This is a genomic window from Streptomyces sichuanensis, assembly GCF_020328095.1.
In the GTDB taxonomy this organism is placed as follows: domain Bacteria; phylum Actinomycetota; class Actinomycetes; order Streptomycetales; family Streptomycetaceae; genus Streptomyces; species Streptomyces cinnamoneus.
Genome location: NZ_JAIXMK010000032.1, coordinates 1 through 17,377, shown reverse-complemented (window position 1 = coordinate 17,377; position 17,377 = coordinate 1). Strand labels below are relative to the sequence as shown.

Annotated in this window: 15 protein-coding genes; 3 read left to right on the top strand and 12 right to left on the bottom strand. The window is 71.0% G+C overall.

The window, feature by feature from the left end; genetic code table 11:
* Positions 1 to 11 precede the first annotated feature (11 nt).
* The 7 genes from LE181_RS13110 to rpsD form a co-directional block, all read right to left on the bottom strand.
* The gene (locus tag LE181_RS13110) at positions 12 to 854 is read right to left on the bottom strand and encodes a shikimate dehydrogenase (protein WP_225661431.1); all 843 of its coding nucleotides are present in this window, start codon (positions 852 to 854) and stop codon (positions 12 to 14) included.
* Positions 851 to 2,479, bottom strand: a complete 1,629-nt coding sequence (mltG, locus tag LE181_RS13105; protein ID WP_225661430.1) for an endolytic transglycosylase MltG — start codon at positions 2,477 to 2,479, stop codon at positions 851 to 853. The genes LE181_RS13110 and mltG overlap by 4 nt, the downstream gene beginning before the upstream one ends.
* Before the next feature lie 126 nt (positions 2,480 to 2,605).
* On the bottom strand, positions 2,606 to 3,070 hold the full coding sequence (gene ruvX, locus LE181_RS13100; RefSeq protein ID WP_225661429.1) for a Holliday junction resolvase RuvX: 465 nt from the start codon (positions 3,068 to 3,070) through the stop codon (positions 2,606 to 2,608).
* A 2-nt stretch (positions 3,071 to 3,072) separates the two neighbouring features.
* Complete coding sequence (gene alaS, locus LE181_RS13095; protein WP_225661428.1) at positions 3,073 to 5,742, bottom strand: alanine--tRNA ligase; 2,670 nt, start codon at positions 5,740 to 5,742, stop codon at positions 3,073 to 3,075.
* A complete protein-coding gene (locus LE181_RS13090) occupies positions 5,742 to 6,071 on the bottom strand; it encodes a hypothetical protein (protein WP_190109014.1) in 330 nt (109 codons plus the stop codon). Before LE181_RS13090 ends, alaS begins: the two co-directional genes overlap by 1 nt.
* Positions 6,072 to 6,079: 8 nt before the next feature.
* Positions 6,080 to 6,526 carry a DUF948 domain-containing protein gene (locus tag LE181_RS13085; protein WP_190109013.1) on the bottom strand — a complete coding sequence of 149 codons (447 nt, stop codon included), beginning with the start codon at positions 6,524 to 6,526 and terminating at the stop codon, positions 6,080 to 6,082.
* Positions 6,527 to 6,759: 233 nt separating this feature from the next.
* Entirely contained in the window at positions 6,760 to 7,374 is a 615-nt protein-coding gene (gene rpsD / locus LE181_RS13080; protein ID WP_190109012.1) for a 30S ribosomal protein S4, read from the bottom strand.
* 188 nt (positions 7,375 to 7,562) lie between these two features.
* Here rpsD and LE181_RS13075 point away from each other — a divergent pair, with 188 nt between their 5' ends.
* Complete coding sequence (locus tag LE181_RS13075; protein WP_225661427.1) at positions 7,563 to 8,279, top strand: DUF2470 domain-containing protein; 717 nt, start codon at positions 7,563 to 7,565, stop codon at positions 8,277 to 8,279.
* A gap of 53 nt (positions 8,280 to 8,332) precedes the next feature.
* Here LE181_RS13075 and LE181_RS13070 read toward each other — a convergent pair whose 3' ends face one another.
* From LE181_RS13070 to LE181_RS13055, 4 genes are all read right to left on the bottom strand, one after another.
* Positions 8,333 to 9,682: a replication-associated recombination protein A gene (locus LE181_RS13070; protein WP_225661426.1), complete on the bottom strand. Its 1,350-nt coding sequence runs from the start codon at positions 9,680 to 9,682 to the stop codon at positions 8,333 to 8,335.
* A gap of 87 nt (positions 9,683 to 9,769) precedes the next feature.
* Positions 9,770 to 10,420, bottom strand: coding sequence for a vitamin K epoxide reductase family protein (locus LE181_RS13065; protein WP_190109009.1), 651 nt, complete (start codon positions 10,418 to 10,420; stop codon positions 9,770 to 9,772).
* Between the two features lie 59 nt (positions 10,421 to 10,479).
* Entirely contained in the window at positions 10,480 to 11,748 is a 1,269-nt protein-coding gene (hisS, locus tag LE181_RS13060) for a histidine--tRNA ligase (protein ID WP_225661425.1), read from the bottom strand.
* 11 nt (positions 11,749 to 11,759) lie between these two features.
* Positions 11,760 to 12,470, bottom strand: a complete 711-nt coding sequence (locus LE181_RS13055) for an MBL fold metallo-hydrolase (protein WP_225661424.1) — start codon at positions 12,468 to 12,470, stop codon at positions 11,760 to 11,762.
* A gap of 195 nt (positions 12,471 to 12,665) precedes the next feature.
* Between LE181_RS13055 and LE181_RS13050 the strand changes: the two genes are divergently transcribed.
* A complete protein-coding gene (locus tag LE181_RS13050; protein ID WP_225661423.1) occupies positions 12,666 to 13,481 on the top strand; it encodes a peptidylprolyl isomerase in 816 nt (271 codons plus the stop codon).
* 212 nt (positions 13,482 to 13,693) lie between these two features.
* On the top strand, positions 13,694 to 14,923 hold the full coding sequence (locus LE181_RS13045) for a DUF349 domain-containing protein (protein ID WP_225661422.1): 1,230 nt from the start codon (positions 13,694 to 13,696) through the stop codon (positions 14,921 to 14,923).
* A gap of 77 nt (positions 14,924 to 15,000) precedes the next feature.
* On the opposite strand, the gene LE181_RS13040 is transcribed toward LE181_RS13045, so the two are convergent.
* On the bottom strand, positions 15,001 to 17,377 hold a 2,377-nt coding region (locus LE181_RS13040; protein WP_225661421.1), incomplete at its 5' end, for a RelA/SpoT family protein.

The following is a 17,377-nucleotide window of genomic DNA, read 5'->3' as shown; positions in this document are numbered from 1 at the left end:
CGGACAGCGCGTCAGTGCGTGCGCGCCGCCAGCGCCGCCTCGCCGGCGGCGCGCATGGCGGCCAGTGGGGCGGGGGCGCGGCCGGTCATCTGCTCGACCTGGAGCACCGCTTGGTGCACCAGGAGGTCCAGTCCGCCCAGGACCGTGCCGCCGCGGCGCGCCCAGGCGGCGGCCAGCGGCGTCGGCCACGGTTCGTAGAGGACGTCGAACAGGGTGCCGGGGTGCTCGGGGACGGCGTCCGCCAGGGCGTCCGTGGCGCCGGCCGGGGTGGTGGCGATGGCCAGCGGCGCGGCAAGGGCCTCGGCGGCCCGCGACCAGTCGGCGGTGCGGACGGCCACGCCGAGCCGTTCGCCCCACTGGCGCATCTCGGCGGCGCGCTCGGCACTGCGCACGTAGGCGGTGACCTCGCCGGTGCAGATCCGGGCGAGGGCGGCGAGCGCGGAGGAGGCGGTGGCCCCGGCCCCGAGGACGGCGGCGGAGTCCACGGTTTCGACGCCGCGCTCGCGCAGCGCGGCCTCGATGCCCGGGATGTCGGTGTTGTCGCCGAGGCGGCGTCCGTCGTCGGTGAGGACGACGGTGTTGACGGCCTCGACGGACCGCGCGGTGGCGCTGACGGAGTCCAGCAGCGGGATCACGGCGCGCTTGAGCGGCATGGTGAGGGACAGCCCGGCCCAGGAGGCGTCCAGGCCGTCCAGGAAGGCGGGCAGGGCCGCCTCGTCCACCTCGAAGCGGTCGTACGTCCACTCCCCCAGGCCCAGCTCCGCGTAGGCGGCGCGGTGCAGGACCGGGGAGAGCGAGTGGGCGATCGGGGAACCGAGCACGGCCGCGCGGCGGCGCTCCACCGGCTCGCTCATGACGTCTTCCGGCTCTTGTTGAACTCGTCCACGAGCTTCTGGTGCTCCTGCAGGTTCTTGGTGAAGGTCGTCTTCTCGTTGATGGAGACGAAGTAGTACCAGTCGCCCTGCTCGGGATCCATCGCCGCCTTGAGCGCCTGCTCGCCGGGGTTGCCGATGGGACCGGGGGGCAGCCCCTTGTAGAAGTAGGTGTTGTACGGGTCGTCGAAGGCCCGGATCTGCTTGGGGCTGAGGTCCAGCTTGCTCTGGTTCTTCAGGTAGTTGTACGTCGAGTCGAACTCCAGCTTGCCGTTCGTCTCGGTGTTGGTGGGCTTGAGGCGGTTGTAGACGACCCGCGCCATCTTGCGGAAGTCGTCGTGCGTCATGCCCTCGGCGTTGACCAGGCTCGCCACGGTGATCAGCTGCAGCGGGGACTTCAGGCCGAGCTCGCGGGCCTTGCCCTCAAGGTCCTGCTTGGCGTAGTTCTCCTTGGCCCGGGCGACCATCTGCTTGAGGATGGCCTCGGGCTTGGTGCCCTTGCCCGCGCTGTACTGCGAGGGGTAGAGGAAGCCCTCCAGCGGGTTCTTGATCTTGGGGTCGGTGTTCGCCCACTCGGGGAGCCCGAGCTCCTTGACCTGCTTCTCGGCGACGTCCTTGGTCGTGCCCGCCGCCAGGCCGAGCTTCTCGTCGATGGCGGCGTAGATCTGGGCGGCCCGCCGACCCTCGGCGATGGTCAGGAAGTTGGCGGTGTTGGTCATCATCTCGACCGCCGCCGCGCCCGACATCTCCTTGCGGAGGGTGTAGGTGCCGGCCTGGATGGACTTGCCCTTGGGGCTCTTGCCCGCGGCCTCGGTGAAGGCGCCGACGCTCTTGACCACGCCGGCCTTCTGCAGGACCTCGCCCATCTTGGTGAGGCTGGAGTTCTTGGGGATCTCGACCTGGACCTCGCCGGAGCCCTGGCCCTCGTAGTCGGGCGCGGCGCCGTAGTGGGTCTGCCAGTAGTCGTAGGCGAGGTAGCCGCCACCGCCCACGACGCCGACGAGCAGGGTGGCGACCACCAGGCAGGCGGTGCCGCTGCGGCGCTTGTTCTTCTTCTCGCGACCCTTGCCCTTGCCGCGCCGTTCCCGGCGGCTGCCGCCCTCCTCGCGGGGGGCCGGTTCGTCGTCGTCGGCGGCGGGGGCCGCGGGCGGGGCGTCCGCGGGGTCGAGGTCGTCGAAGAGGGAGATCTTCTCCTCGGCGGGGTTCGCCGGCGCCGGCGCCGGACGGACCTGCTCGTGCTGTCCCGTGGGCTGGTCACCCACGTACGGGGCCTGCTGCTGCGGGTAGCCGGTGGTGCCGGTGTCGTACTCGTAGTACTCCGACGGGCCGCCGCCCGCGTACGTGCCGGAGGGCTGGCCGGTGTAGCCGGCGCCCTGGTCGGCCGCGCCGTACGGGGCGGGACCCCCCGCGTTCTGCGAGGGATCCCAGCCGTACTGCTGCTGCCCGGGCTGGCCGGGATAGGGCTGCTGCTGGCCGTAGGGGGGCTGCGACTGCTGCTGCGGCTGGTGCTGCGGCGCGTACTGCTGCCCGCTGTATCCCTGGTCCCCGTACAGAGGGTCCTCGGGATGCCACGGTTGGGAGCCGGAACCCCGGCCGTACTCAGTCATCTATCCCCTAGCGCCGCACAGCGGCAGCCGTTGGGCGCCCGGTGAGGCGCACACGTCCGATGTCTGGTCCTGCCCGGAGCACATTCGAACAGCTGCCATGTCGCGCGGAACGTTACCGTATTGCGATCAGATGACCACTTCGACGGCCTCACCCGGTGGGCGACCGGAGATCTTCTCGATCTCCAGGGCATTCTGCAGGATCACCACGGCGGCGGCCTGGTCGACCACCGACCGGCCCTTCTTCGAGCTGACGCCGGAGGCGCGCAGCCCCTGGGCCGCCGTGACGGTCGTCATGCGCTCGTCGACGAGCCGGACCGGCACCGGGGCGATGCGCCGGGCCATTTCCCTGGCGAACGTGCGGACCTTGGCCGCGGCCGGCCCCTCTCCCCCCTTGAGGGAGCGGGGCAGGCCGACGACGACCTCGACCGGCTCGTACTCCGCGACGATCGCCGCGAGCCGCTTGTGGGCCTGCGGGATGTCGCGTCCGGGCACGGTCTCGACCGGGGTGGCGAGGATCCCGTCGGGGTCGCACGTGGCGACCCCGATCCGGGCGTCCCCGACGTCCACGGCGATGCGCCTGCCTCGTCGCACGGTCAGGCCGCTTCCGCCACGAGGCGCTCGACGGCGGCCATGGCCTCGTCGACGGCCTCGGGGTTCTGGCCACCGCCCTGGGCGACGTCCGGCTTGCCGCCGCCACCGCCGCCGAGGGTCTTGGCGGCCGTACGGACCAGCTCGCCGGCCTTGAGACCGCGCTCACGGGCGGCCTCGTTGGTGGCGATGACGGTCAGCGGGCGGCCGTTGGCGACGGTGAACAGGGCCACGACGGCCGCACGGCCGCCCTGGATGCGGCCCCGGACGTCCAGGACGAGCTTGCGCAGGTCGTCGGCGCCGGTGCCGTCCGGCACCCGGCCGATGGCCAGGGCCACGCCGTGCACGTCCTTGGCGCCCTCGGCCAGGCCCGCGGCGGCCTGCAGGACCTTCTCGGCGCGGAAGCGCTCGATCTCCTTCTCGGCGTCCTTGAGCTTGGCGAGCATGCCGGAGATCTTCTCCGGGAGCTCCTCCGGACGGCCCTTGACCAGCTCGGTGAGCTGGGCGACGACCGTGTGCTCCTTGGCCAGGAAGTTGTAGGCGTCGGCGCCGACGAGGGCCTCGACGCGGCGCACTCCGGAGCCGATCGAGGACTCGCCGAGCAGCTTCACCAGGCCCAGCTGGGCGGTGTTGGCGACGTGCGTGCCGCCGCACAGCTCCTTGGAGAAGTCGCCGATGGTCACGACGCGCACGCGCTCGCCGTACTTCTCGCCGAACTCGGCGATGGCACCGGCCTTCTTGGCCTCGTCCAGGCTCATGACCTCGGCGTGGACGTCGAGCTCGTGCGAGAGGACCTCGTTGATGCGCTGCTCGACGTCGGTGAGGACCGAGCCCGGCACGGCGGCCGGCGAGCCGAAGTCGAAGCGGAAGCGGCCCGGGGAGTTCTCCGAGCCGGCCTGGGCGGCCGTCGGGCCCAGGGCGTCGCGCAGCGCCTGGTGGGTGAGGTGCGTGGCGCTGTGGGCGCGGGCGATGGCCCGGCGGCGCTTGACGTCGATCACGGCATAGGCGGAGGCGCCCACGGTGACCTCGCCGACCTGGACGACGCCCTTGTGGACGTTGACGCCCGGGACGGGCTTCTGGACGTCGCGGACCTCGATCACGGCGCCGTTGTCGAGCTTGATGCGGCCCTGGTCGGCGAGCTGGCCGCCGCCCTCGGCGTAGAACGGGGTGCGGTCCAGGACGACCTCGACCTCGTCGCCCTCGGAGGCGGCGGGCGAGGGCACGCCGTCGACGAGCAGGCCGACGACGGTGGACTCGTTCTCGGTGAGGGTGTAGCCGGTGAACTCGGTCTCGCCGACGGTGTCGGCCACCTCGCGGTAGGCGGACAGGTCGGCGTGGCCGGTCTTCTTGGCCTTGGCGTCGGCCTTGGCGCGGTCCCGCTGCTCCTTCATCAGGCGGCGGAAGCCGTCCTCGTCCACGGACAGGCCCTGCTCGGCGGCCATCTCCAGGGTGAGGTCGATGGGGAAGCCCCAGGTGTCGTGGAGCAGGAACGCCTTGTCGCCGGAGAGGACCGTGCCGCCGGCGGCCTTGGTCTCGGTGACGGCGGTGTCGAGGATGTTGGTGCCGCCCTTGAGGGCCTTGAGGAAGGCGGCCTCCTCGGCGAGGGCGACCGTCTCGATGCGCTTGCGGTCGGTCAGCAGCTCCGGGTACTGCTGGCCCATCGTGCGGATCACGACGTCGAGCAGCTCGGCGACGACCGGGCCGGTGGCGCCCAGCAGGCGCATGTTGCGGACGGCGCGGCGCATGATGCGGCGCAGCACGTAGCCGCGGCCCTCGTTGCCGGGGGTGACGCCGTCGCCGATGAGCATGGTGGACGTGCGCATGTGGTCGGCGACCACGCGCAGCGCGACGTCGGTGTTCTGGGAGGCGCCGTAGCGGACGCCGGTGAGCTCGGTGGCCTTGTCGATCACGACGCGCAGGGTGTCGGTCTCGTACATGTTCTGCACGCCCTGCAGGATCATCGCCAGGCGTTCCAGGCCGAGGCCGGTGTCGATGTTCTTGCTGGGCAGGTCGCCGAGGATCGGGAAGTCCTCCTTGCCCTCGCCGGCGCCGCGCTCGTACTGCATGAAGACCAGGTTCCAGATCTCCACGTAGCGCTCGTCGTTGACGGCGGGGCCACCCTCGATGCCGAACTCGGGGCCGCGGTCGTAGTTGATCTCGGAGCACGGTCCGCACGGGCCGGGGACGCCCATGGACCAGTAGTTCTCCTTCTTGCCCAGGCGCTGGATGCGCTGGGCCGGCACGCCGATCACGTCGCGCCAGATGCGCTCGGCCTCGTCGTCGTCGAGGTAGACGGTGATCCAGAGCTTCTCCGGCTCCAGGCCGTAGCCGCCGTCCGCCACGGGAGTCGTCAGCAGCTCCCAGGCGTACTTGATGGCGCCTTCCTTGAAGTAATCGCCGAAGGAGAAGTTGCCGCACATCTGGAAGAACGTGCCGTGGCGGGTGGTCTTGCCGACCTCCTCGATGTCCGGGGTGCGGACGCACTTCTGCACGCTCGTGGCGCGCGGGAAGGGCGGCTTGACCTCGCCGAGGAAGTAGGGCTTGAACGGGACCATGCCCGCGGGGACCAGCAGCAGCGTCGGGTCGTCCGCGATGAGCGACGCCGACGGCACGACGGTGTGCCCACGCTCCTCGAAGAAGCGCAGCCAGCGCCTGCGGATTTCAGCCGACTCCATCAGTGGTCCTCTTTCCGGGTGAGCGAGTTGTAGGTGTGCTGCTGTTCGAGAGCGATGAGCCGGCGCTGCTCGGGAAGCGCACGGTGGTCGGGCTCGGGCGGCGCGGCGTTCAGGCCGAGCGCGTCCTTGAGCGCCGCCTCGCGGTGCGCCATGCCCTCGCGCACGTCGAGCGCGAAGAGCTTGACCTTGCGGCCGGCGATGACGGCGCGGTCGGCCGCCTGCAGGGCCAGGCTCTCGGGGGTGAGCTTGGCGAGCTTGCGGTTGACCTTGGTGGTGGCCCAGACACCGGCTGCTACACCAGTGGTGAACCAGAACGTGCGGCGGAACATTTCTGGGGTCAACCCTTCTTGCGGGTGCGGCGGCTGCCTCGCCGGGCGGACGGCAGGTCCTGGCCGGCGGCCCTGCCGACGAAGACGGTGCCGCTGCCGCGCGCGGGCTCGGCCTTGCGGCCCATGGCACGCCGCACGCCGTAGCCGAACGCGGCCACCTTGACCAGCGGGCCGCCGAAGGCGGTCGAGACGGTGGAGGACAGCGCTGAGGCGTTCGCGGTGACCTCCTGGACGTCGGCGGCGATCGAGTCGACGCGGGCCAGCTGGGTGTTGGCCGAGCGGACGGTCGCGGACGCCTCGGCCAGCAGGGGCACGGCCTGCTCGGAGACCTCGGCGACCAGCCGGGTGGCCGCCTTCAGGGTCTGCGCCAGGCGCACCAGCACGAGGGCGATGAAGGACACGAGGATCGCCCAGAAGACGGCCACGAGGATCCCGGCCACCTCTCCACCGGACACGCTGCACCGCTCCCTAGCTGTAGCCATTTCTCTGAACGTCGGGTACTGACCTTATCGCGCCGGGCCTCGGCGCCCGTACCGCATTACCGGTCCGTACGTGCACGAATGTACGGAGATTCACCCGGCCCCGGGAACGCGCAAGCCCGCCGGCTCGCCGGCCGCGAAGGCCGGGAGACGACGGGCTGTGCAGAAGGAGAGCGGTACTGCTCGTCCGGCTGTCGGGAGGTCCCGGATCAGCGGGCGTAGTACTCGACGACGAGCTGCTCGTCGCAGATGACCGGGATCTCCTTGCGGTTCGGGTCACGGTCCAGGCGGAACGCCAGCGCGGCCAGGTTGACCTGGAGGTAGCGCGGGGTCTCGCCCTCGGCGGCGAAGCCACCGGCGCGGGCCGTCTCGAAGAGGGCCTTGCTGCGGCTGCGCTCGCGGACCATCACGACGTCGTTCGGGCGAACGCGGAAGGACGGCTTGTCGACCTTGCCACCGTTGACCTCGATGTGGCCGTGGACGACCATCTGACGGGCCTGGTAGATGGTGCGGGCGATGCCCGAACGCAGGACCAGGGCGTCGAGGCGACGCTCAAGCTCGATGACCAGGGCCTCGCCGGTCTTGCCCTCGGCCTTCTTGGCGCGGTCGTAGGCGCGGGCCATCTGGCGCTCGCTGATGTCGTACTGGGCGCGCAGACGCTGCTTCTCCAGCAGACGGACCTTGTAGTCCGAGTTCTGCTTGCGGCCACGGCCGTGCTCGCCCGGCGGGTAGGGGCGGGCCTCGAAGTACTTGACGGCCTTCGGCGTCAGCGCAATGCCGAGCGCACGGGACTTCTTGACCTTGGGACGCGACTGGTTAGGCACGTTCTCCAGACCTCCGTTGTAAGTTAGGTTAGGCTTACCTTACTCAAGGAGATCGCATGTCTCGTCCGGGGAACACCAGTCACATCACGGACAGCACGAAGGAGGCCGACGCTACTGATGGCGTCGACGCGACGGAGGTCCGATCAGATCGTGGTCAGCCGCGTCCCAGCGGACTTGAAATCGCACGGATGCCGTCAGCAGCCGAGCGCACACGAACTCTCGTACAGAGTACATGCTCGGCGGTGCTGCTGATCCCGGGGCTGTCCGGCACCTACCCGGACCAGCTCATGCCCGACGCCCGGACCGTCGGTCCGGACGGCGAGGTCTTCCTCGTGCTGCCCGCCGATTCCCCGGCCGTACGGGCCGCCACCCACGCCCAGGACGACGAGCTGGCCGCCGTGCTGGAGCTCACGGACGTGGCACCGGTCTCCGTGCCCAACCGTATCCGCGGCCGCGCCTGGCTGCACGGCTGGCTCACCTGCGTCCCCGGGGTGGCCGAGGCGGGCAGGATGCTGCTGCGGCTGGAGCTGGGCGAGGCGGGCATCGACGACCTGTGGGGCGCGGACGGCGTCGAGCCGGAGCAGTTCGCCAAGGCCCTCGCCGACCCGCTGGTCACCCACGAGGCCGAGCTGCTCCAGCACCTGCACTCCGGCCACGGCGACCAGGTGCGCGGCCTGTGCACGCTGCTGGGCGAGCGCGAGGAAGCGGCCTGGGACGCCTACGCGGCGGCGGTGCCGGTGGCGCTGGACCGCTTCGGGCTGCGCGTGCGCTTCACCCGCCGGCACGGCGGGGGCACGGCGGCGGACCGCTCCTTCGACGCACGCTTCGAGTTCCCCCAGCCGGTGCGCGACGTGATGGAGCTGCGCACCGAGATGCACCGCCTCTTCGAGGCCGCGGGGTTCTGAAGCGGGATTCCGAAGCGGTGTCCCCGATCTCTCCCGGCCCTCGCCGGGAGGGGTCACTCGCCCCGCAGCCGGGCGCGGACGCGCTCCACGACGTCGGCGTACCGCGCTTCGGCCCCGTGCCGGGTGGGCTCGTAGTACGTCTTCCCGTGCACGGAATCCGGGGCGTACTGCTGCGCGGCGATGCCGCCCGGCACGTCGTGGGGGTAGACGTACCCCTGCCCGTGCCCCAGCTTCTGCGCGCCCTTGTAGTGGCTGTCCCGCAGGTGCGCCGGCACCGGCCCGGCCAGGCCCGCCCGCACGTCGGCCAGCGCCGCGTCGATCGCGAGGTAGGCGGCGTTGGACTTCGGCGCCAGCGCCAGCGCCACGGCCACCTGGCTCAGCGTGATCCGCGCCTCGGGAAAGCCGATCAACGCCACGGCCTGGGCCCCGGCGACCGCCGTCTGCAGGGCCGTGGGGTCGGCCAGTCCGATGTCCTCGCTGGCCGAGATCATCAGCCGGCGCGCGATGAACCGCGGGTCCTCCCCCGCCTCGATCATCCGGGCCAGGTAGTGCAGCGTCGCGTCCACGTCCGAGCCGCGGATGGACTTGATGAGGGCGCTGGCGACGTCGTAGTGCTGGTCGCCGTCGCGGTCGTACTTCACCGCGGCCCGGTCGACGGCGCCCTCCAGCGTCTGCAGGGTGATCTCGTCCTCGCCCTGGGCGATGGCCGAGCCCGCCCCCGCCTCCAGGGCCGTCAGCGCGCGCCGGGCGTCGCCACCCGCGATGCGCAGCAGATGGGCCTCGGCCTCCTCGGGGAGGGTGACGGCCCCGCCGAGCCCGCGCTCGTCGGTGAGGGCGCGCCGGATCAGGCCGCGCAGGTCGTCGTCGGTGAGCGCCTGCAGGGTCAGCAGCAGCGAGCGCGAGAGCAGCGGGGAGATGATCGAGAAGTACGGGTTCTCCGTGGTGGCCGCGATGAGGGTGACCCAGCGGTTCTCCACGGCGGGCAGCAGGGAGTCCTGCTGGGCCTTGCTGAAGCGGTGGATCTCGTCCAGGAAGAGGACGGTCTCCTTGCCGTACCCCCCGGAGGCCCGGCGGGCGCCGTCGATGACGGCCCGCACCTCCTTGACGCCCGCCGTGATCGCGGACAGCTCGACGAAGCGCTTGTTGGTGGCCTGGCTGACCACGTAGGCCAGCGTCGTCTTGCCGATGCCGGGCGGGCCCCAGAGGATCACCGAGGACGGGCCGGCGGGACCGCCGCTGCCCTCCCCCACCAGCCGGCGCAAGGGGCTGCCGGGCCCCAGGAGGTGCCCCTGCCCGACGACTTCGTCGAGGGTGCGGGGGCGCATGCGGACGGCCAGCGGACTGCTCGCCGGGTCCTTCTCCTGGCGGTCCTCTGCGGCTGCGGTGAACAGGTCGGGCTCCACGCTGGAAACCCTATGCCACGGCACTGACAACGCCGCCGGACCGAGGGGTCCGGCGGCGTTGACCGAGCCAGGTGCGTGCGGCGGGGCTCAGGCCGTGCCGCCCGTCCAGAACCACCACCACTTGGTGAGGATCAGCATGCCGATGACGCCGATCCACAGCACCGGCACCACCCAGTGGAACTCCAGGATTCCCCGCTTGAGCCCCTCGGGGGCCGGGATGAAGCCGTGGCGGAGGTTCTGCACGGTGACGTACCAGAACATCACGATGGTGGCGACCCAGGCCAGGCAGCACCACAGGCACAGCGAGCCGATGACGTACAGCGACTGGTACTGCAGCCACGTGACGAAACCGACGCCGAATAGGCAGCCGGCCTCCATGCCGAGCCAGTACCAGCGGCGGTAGCGGGCGCCGGCGAGCAGGCCCATGCCGACGGCGATGATCACACCGTAGGCGACCAGCCCGAGCATCGGGTTGGGGAAGCCGAACGCCTTGGCCTGCTCGCTCGACATGATGTTGCCGCACGAGACGATGGGGTTCAGGCTGCAGCCCGGCACGAAGTTCGGGTCTTCGAGCAGCTTGAACTTGTCGAGCGTGATGACCCAGGACGCCAGCAGTCCCATCGCCCCGGTGATCACCAGCAGCAGGGCGAACCCGCGACCGGCGCCCACCGCACCCGTGGACGGACCGTCCCGCTCCACGCCGTCGGTGTCGGAGCGGTCAAGAGCCGAAGTCGTCATAGCGCCGTCGATCCCATCAGTAGGTCGGTGTCGCCCATTCTGCACCAGAAGCCTGTGAATCAGCCTTGGGCCGAAAGGACTTCACTCACCACGGTGTCGAACGGAACGGCCTTCTGCTCTCCGCTCTCCAGGTCCTTGAGCTGCACCACGCCCTCGGCCAGGTCCCGCTCGCCCGCGACGAGCGCGTAGCGGGCGCCCGAGCGGTTGGCCGACTTCATGGCGTTCTTCAGGCCCTTTCCGCCAAAGGCGAAGTCCGTCGCGACGCCGGCCCGGCGCAGCTCGGTCACCAGGCCGAACAGCACCCGGCGGGCCTCCTCGCCCAGCGGCACGGCGAACACCTGGGTGGGGGCGGGCAGTTCGAGCTCGACGCCCTCCGCCTCCAGCGCCAGCACGGTGCGGTCCACGCCGAGCGCCCAGCCGACGGACGGCAGCGCGGGGCCGCCGATCATCTCGGACAGGCCGTCGTAGCGGCCGCCGCCGCCGACCGCGGACTGCGAGCCGAGGCCGTCGTGGACGAACTCGAAGGTGGTGCGGGTGTAGTAGTCCAGGCCGCGCACCAGCTTCTCGTCGTCCTCGAAGGCGACGCCGGCAGCGGTCAGCAGCTCGCGCACCTGCTCGTGGTACTCCTTGCACGCCTCGCACAGGTGGTCGCGGAGCATGGGGGCGCCGACGAGCTGCTTCTGGACGTCCGCGCGCTTGTCGTCGAGGACCCGCAGGGGGTTGATCTCGACGCGTCGGCGGGTGTCCTCGTCGAGGTCCAGGCCGCGCAGGAAGTCCTGCAGGGCAGCCCGGTAGGCGGGGCGGCACTCCTTGTCGCCCAGCGAGTTCAGCAGCAGGCGGAAGTTCTTCAGGCCGAGCGACCTGTAGGCGTCGACGGCCAGGATGATCAGCTCGGCGTCCAGCGCCGGGTCCTCGGCGCCGATGGCCTCGGCACCGACCTGCGAGAAGTGGCGGTAGCGGCCCTTCTGCGGGCGCTCGTAGCGGTAGTACGAGCCGGAGTACCAGAGCTTGACGGGGAGGTTGCCGGCCTTGTGGAGGTTGGCCTCCAGGGCGGCGCGCAGCACGGAGGCGGTGCCCTCGGGGCGCAGGGCGAGGCGCTCACTGCCCTCGCTGCGCTGGGTGAGGGTGTACATCTCCTTGGTCACGATGTCGGTGGACTCGCCGACGCCGCGGGAGAACAGCTCGACCTGCTCGAAGCCGGGGGTCTCGACGTAGCCGTAGCCGGACCGCCTGAGCGGCGCGGAGATGGCCTCGCGGACGGCGAGGTAGACCGCCGAGACCGGCGGGATCAGGTCGTAGGTGCCCCGGGGGGCCTTGAAGGTGCTCACGGAAACTCTCGTCACATTCCTCGTCGCGGAGCCGGATGTGCGGCTCCAAGGCCGGCGGCCACGTCCCGCAGGAACGGGTTGGTGGCGCGCTCGTGGCCGATGGTCGTCTGGGGGCCGTGGCCGGACAGCACCACGGTCGAGTCGTCCAGGGGCAGGCACACGCGGGCCAGCGACTGGAGCATCTCGGCGTGGTCACCGCCGGGCAGGTCGGTGCGTCCGATGGAGCCGGCGAACAACAGGTCGCCCGAGAAGAACACCGACGGGACGTCGGACGTCTCGGGCATCCGGAAGGTCACCGACCCCTTGGTATGGCCGGGCGCGTGCGCGACGGAGAACTCCAGCCCGGCGAGGTCCAGCCGGCTGCCGTCGGTCAGCTCCTTGACGTCGTCCGGTTCGCCGACGGTCAGCTCGCCCATGAGCGGCTGCCCGATGGAGCGGCCGAGGGCCTTCTCGGGGTCGCTCATCATGTAGCGGTCGGCGGGGTGGATCCAGGCCGGGACGTCGTGGGCGCCGCACACGGGGACGACCGAGGCGACGTGGTCGATGTGGCCGTGGGTGAGGACGACGGCGACGGGCTTGAGCCGATGCTTCTTCAGTGCTTCCTCGACGCCCTGGGCCGCCTCGTGGCCCGGGTCGATGATCACGCACTCCTCACCTGCGGCCGGGGCGACCAGGTAACAGTTGGTCCCCCAGGCCCCGGCGGGGAACCCGGCAATGAGCACGTTCGTCCTTAATGATCGGTAATGATCGGTCGGCATTCCGGTCGTGGGAGCCCTGACGGGATCCCCCGGCGTGGCACCCGACCGCCTCAGAGCCTACCGGCGGCACTCCTGCCGCCGCGAACCCGTATACGGTACGGGCACACGCGCGATATACGGCTCATGACATGCAAGGCGACGGTACGAGGAGAGAACCCGGTGGTCAGTAACGAGCAGCGGCGGCGGCAGCTCGCCCGGGAGAAGTTCGAGCGGCAGCAGCAGCGCCGCGAGGCCGCGCAGCGCAAGGCCCGCCGCCGCAACGCGGTGATCGCCGCCGGTCTCGCCGTGGTGCTGGCCGCGGGCGCGACCGCGTACGCCACGGGTGCCCTGTCCGGAGACGACGAGGACACCTCCGACACCGCCGCGGACAGCGCGCCGAGCCCCAAGAAGGTCGTGGACCCCTGCGGCAAGCCGGCGCCCGGCTCGCCCTCCGGCAAGACGTGGAAGTCGGAGCCGGAGATGAGCGTCGACACGTCGGCGTCGTACGCGATGGACCTCAGGACGACGTGCGGCTCGATCGACGTCAAGCTCGACGCCGCGAACGCGCCGCACACGGTCAACTCCTTCGAGTTCCTGGCGAAGGAAGGGTTCTTCGACCACAGCACGTGCCACCGGCTCACCACCGGCGGGATCTACGTCCTGCAGTGCGGTGACCCCAAGGGCACCGGTCAGGGCGGTCCCGGCTACACGCTGCCGGACGAGAACCTCAAGGACGAGAAGCTCAAGGGCAACGTCTACCCGGCGGGCACCATCGCGATGGCCAACACCGGCCAGCCGCACACCGGGGGCAGCCAGTTCTTCCTCGTCTACCAGGACAGCCAGCTGCCGCCGCAGTACACCCCCTTCGGCACGATCGGCGCCGAGGGCATGAAGGTGCTCAAGAAGATCGCCGACGCCGGTGAGCGATCGGGGGCCGGCGACGGCGCCCCGAACGCGACCGTGGTGATCGACAAGGCGGCGGTGACCAAAAACTGACGCCCGGACGGCGAAATTTCGGTCGCGCGGGATACGGACAGCCGGGCCGCCGTTCGCCTATGTTGGCGTTGTGTAGGGTGCCTGCTCCGACGGCTCTACGCACCCGGATGATCAAGCCGTCGGACCGGCCAGGGCGCGGCCCTGCCCGGCAACAACTGTGGACGATGCGCGCGGGCCGCCCACCGGCCCCGGCATCATGTGGAGGAGGCGCTGTGAGCAGCGACCCGTGGGGCCGCGTCGATGAGACGGGGACCGTGTACGTGCGTACCGCCGACGGCGAGCAGGTCGTCGGCTCGTGGCAGGCCGGGTCTCCCGAGGAGGCCCTGGCTTACTTCGAGCGCAAGTACGAGGGACTGGTCGTGGAGATCGGCCTCCTCGAACGACGGGTCAGGACCACCGACCTGTCCGCCAAGGACGCGATGACCGCGATCGACCACCTGCGTACGCAGGTCGACGAGCACCATGCCGTGGGTGACCTGGCCGCGCTGCGGGAGCGGCTGGACCAGCTGGTCTCCACCGTCGAGTCGCGCCGTGAGGAGCGCAAGGCGGCCAAGGCCAAGCAGTCCGAGGAGGCCCGTACGGCCAAGGAGGCGCTGGTCGCCGAGGCCGAGGAGCTCGCGGCCAGCGAGCAGTGGCGGTCGGCCGGCGAGCGGCTGCGCGCCCTGGTCGACACCTGGAAGGGCCTGCCCCGGCTCGACCGCAAGACCGACGACGAGCTGTGGCACCGCTTCTCGCACGCCCGCTCGGCGTTCTCCAAGCGGCGCAAGGCGCACTTCGCGTCGCTGGACGCGCAGCGCGAGGAGGCCCGCAAGGCCAAGGAGAAGCTGGTCGCCGAAGCCGAGGCGCTCTCCGGGTCCACGGACTGGGGCCCGACGGCCGCGCGCTACCGCGACCTGATGACGGAGTGGAAGGCCGCCGGCCGCGCCCAGCGCGAGGCGGAGGACGAGCTGTGGACCCGCTTCCGGGGTGCGCAGGACGTCTTCTTCCAGGCGCGCAGCGAGGTGTTCGCCGAGCGCGACGCCGAGCAGCAGGGCAACCTCACCCTCAAGGAGGAGCTGGTCGTCGAGGCCGAGAAGCTGCTCCCCGTCTCCGACCTGAAGTCGGCGCGGGCCGCCTTCCGGTCGATCAACGAGCGGTGGGAGGCCATCGGTCACGTGCCGCGCGACGCCCGGCCGAAGATCGAGGGCCGGATGCACGCGGTCGAGCGCGCCATCCAGGAGGCCGAGGAGGCCGAGTGGCGGCGCACGAACCCGGAGGCGCGGGCCCGTGCGGCCGGTCTGACGGGCCAGCTGCAGTCGGCGGTCGACAAGCTCCAGGAGCAGGTCGACAAGGCGCGTGCGGCCGGCAACGACGCCAAGGCCGACAAGCTCGCCAAGGAGCTGGAGGGCCGCAAGGCGCTGCTGGACCAGGCACTGAAGGGCCTGGAGGAGTTCGGCGGCTGAACGCCGGCATGAAGGCATGACGTAAGGGGCTCCGGCCATAGCCGGAGCCCCTTACGCATGTCCTCTTGCGTGTCCCCTTACGGCCTGCGGGCCGAGGTCACGCGGTAGACGTCGTAGACGCCCTCGACGCCCCGGACCGCCTTCAGGACGTGGCCCAGGTGCTTGGGGTCGCCCATCTCGAACGTGAAGCGCGAGGTGGCCACGCGGTCGCGCGAGGTCTGCACGGCGGCCGAGAGGATGTTGACGTGCTGGTCCGACAGGACCCGGGTGACGTCCGACAGAAGCCGGGAGCGGTCCAGCGCCTCGACCTGGATGGCGACGAGGAAGACCGACGACTGGGTGGGTGCCCACTCGACGTCGAGGATCCGCTCGGGCTGCTGGGAGAGCGAGTCGACGTTGACGCAGTCGGCGCGGTGCACCGAGATGCCGTTGCCGCGCGTGACGAACCCGATGATCGGGTCGCCGGGCACGGGGGTGCAGCAGCGGGCCAGTTTGACCCACACGTCGTCGACGCCCTTGACGACCACGCCCGGGTCGGCGCTGGAGCGCCGCTTGGAGCGGCCGCGGATCGGTGCGGTCTCCTCGATGTCCTCGGTGGCCGCGTCCTCGCCGCCGAGCGCCTGGACGAGCTTCTGCACCACGCCCTGTGCCGCGACGTGGCCCTCACCGATGGCGGCGTACAGGGAGGAGATGTCGGGGTAGCGCATCTCGTGCGCGAGGGTGACCAGCGAGTCGCCGGTGAGGATGCGCTGGATCGGCAGGTTCTGCTTGCGCATGGCACGCGCGATGGCGTCCTTGCCCTGCTCGATGGCCTCGTCGCGGCGCTCCTTGGAGAACCAGGCGCGGATCTTGTTCCGGGCGCGCGGGGACTTCACGAAGCCCAGCCAGTCCCGGGAGGGACCGGCGCCGGGGGCCTTGGAGGTGAAGACCTCGACGAGGTCGCCGTTGTCGAGGGTCGACTCCAGCGGCACGAGCCGCCCGTTGACCCGGGCGCCTATGGTGCGGTGGCCGACCTCGGTGTGCACGGCGTAGGCGAAGTCGACGGGGGTGGCGCCGGCCGGGAGCGCTATGACGTCACCCTTGGGCGTGAAGACGAAGACCTCGTTGCGGGAAAGGTCGAAGCGCAGGGACTCCAGGAACTCGCCCGGGTCCTCGGTCTCCTTCTGCCAGTCCAGCAGCTGCCGGAGCCAGGCCATGTCGTTGACGGTGTCCTGGTTCTTGCCGGCGTTCTTCGGCACGTCCGTGCGGATCTTGGAGGCTCCGGCGACGGCCTCCTGCTTGTACTTCCAGTGCGCGGCGATGCCGTACTCGGCGCGGCGGTGCATGTCGAACGTGCGGATCTGCAGCTCGACGGGCTTGCCGCTGGGCCCTATGACCGTCGTGTGCAACGACTGGTACATGTTGAACTTGGGCATCGCGATGTAGTCCTTGAACCGCCCCGGGACCGGGTTCCACCGGGCGTGGACGGTGCCGAGCGCCGCGTAGCAGTCGCGGACGGTGTCGACGAGGACGCGGATGCCCACCAGGTCGTAGATCTCGGCGAAGTCGCGGCCCCGCACGATCATCTTCTGGTAGACGCTGTAGTAGTGCTTCGGCCGTCCGGTGACGGTGGCCTTGATGCGGGCGGCCCGCAGGTCGGCCTGGACCTCGTCGGTGACGATGGCCAGGTACTCGTCCCGCTTGGGGGCGCGCTCGGCGACGAGGCGGACGATCTCGTCGTACATCTTGGGGTAGAGGATCGCGAAGGCGAGGTCCTCCAGCTCCCACTTGATGGTGTTCATGCCCAGCCGGTGGGCCAGCGGGGCGTAGATCTCCAGGGTCTCGCGGGCCTTCTTCTCCTGCTTCTCCCGCTTGAGGTAGCGCATGGTGCGCATGTTGTGCAGGCGGTCGGCGAGCTTGATGACCAGGACGCGCGGGTCCTTGGCCATGGCGACGACCATCTTGCGCACGGTCTCGGCCTGGGCGGCCTCGCCGAACTGCACGCGGTCGAGCTTGGTGACGCCGTCGACGAGCAGGGCGACCTGGTCGCCGAAGTCCCGGCGCAGGTCGTCCAGGCCGTACTCGGTGTCCTCGACGGTGTCGTGCAGCAGGCCGGCCATCAGGGTGGCCGGATCCATGCCCAGCTCGGCGAGGATCGTGGTGACGGCGAGCGGGTGGGTGATGTACGGGTCGCCGCTCTTGCGCTTCTGGCCGCGGTGCCAGCGTTCGGCGACCTGGTAGGCCCGCTCGATCTGGCGCAGCGTCGAGGTGTCGGCCTTCGGGTCGTTCCCCCGCACGATGCGCAGCAGGGGCTCCAGCACGGGGTTGTACGGGCTGGAGCGCTGGACGCCCAGACGGGCGAGGCGGGCGCGGACGCGGCTGGAGGAGCCGGGGCGGGGCGCGGCGCCGGGCGGGGGCGTGGGCCGGGCGGGCGCCGGGGAGGGCTGCGGGCGGGCCGCAGGCTGGGCCTGGGTG

Bases quoted from the DNA above. Each gene is read 5' to 3' on its own strand.
- LE181_RS13110 (WP_225661431.1), bottom strand. From the start codon at position 854: ATGAGCGAGCCGGTGGAGCGCCGCCGCGCGGCCGTGCTCGGTTCCCCG.
- mltG (WP_225661430.1), bottom strand. From the start codon at position 2,479: ATGACTGAGTACGGCCGGGGTTCCGGCTCCCAACCGTGGCATCCCGAG.
- alaS (WP_225661428.1), bottom strand. From the start codon at position 5,742: ATGGAGTCGGCTGAAATCCGCAGGCGCTGGCTGCGCTTCTTCGAGGAG.
- LE181_RS13090 (WP_190109014.1), bottom strand. From the start codon at position 6,071: ATGTTCCGCCGCACGTTCTGGTTCACCACTGGTGTAGCAGCCGGTGTC.
- LE181_RS13075 (WP_225661427.1), top strand. From the start codon at position 7,563: ATGCCGTCAGCAGCCGAGCGCACACGAACTCTCGTACAGAGTACATGC.
- LE181_RS13065 (WP_190109009.1), bottom strand. From the start codon at position 10,420: ATGACGACTTCGGCTCTTGACCGCTCCGACACCGACGGCGTGGAGCGG.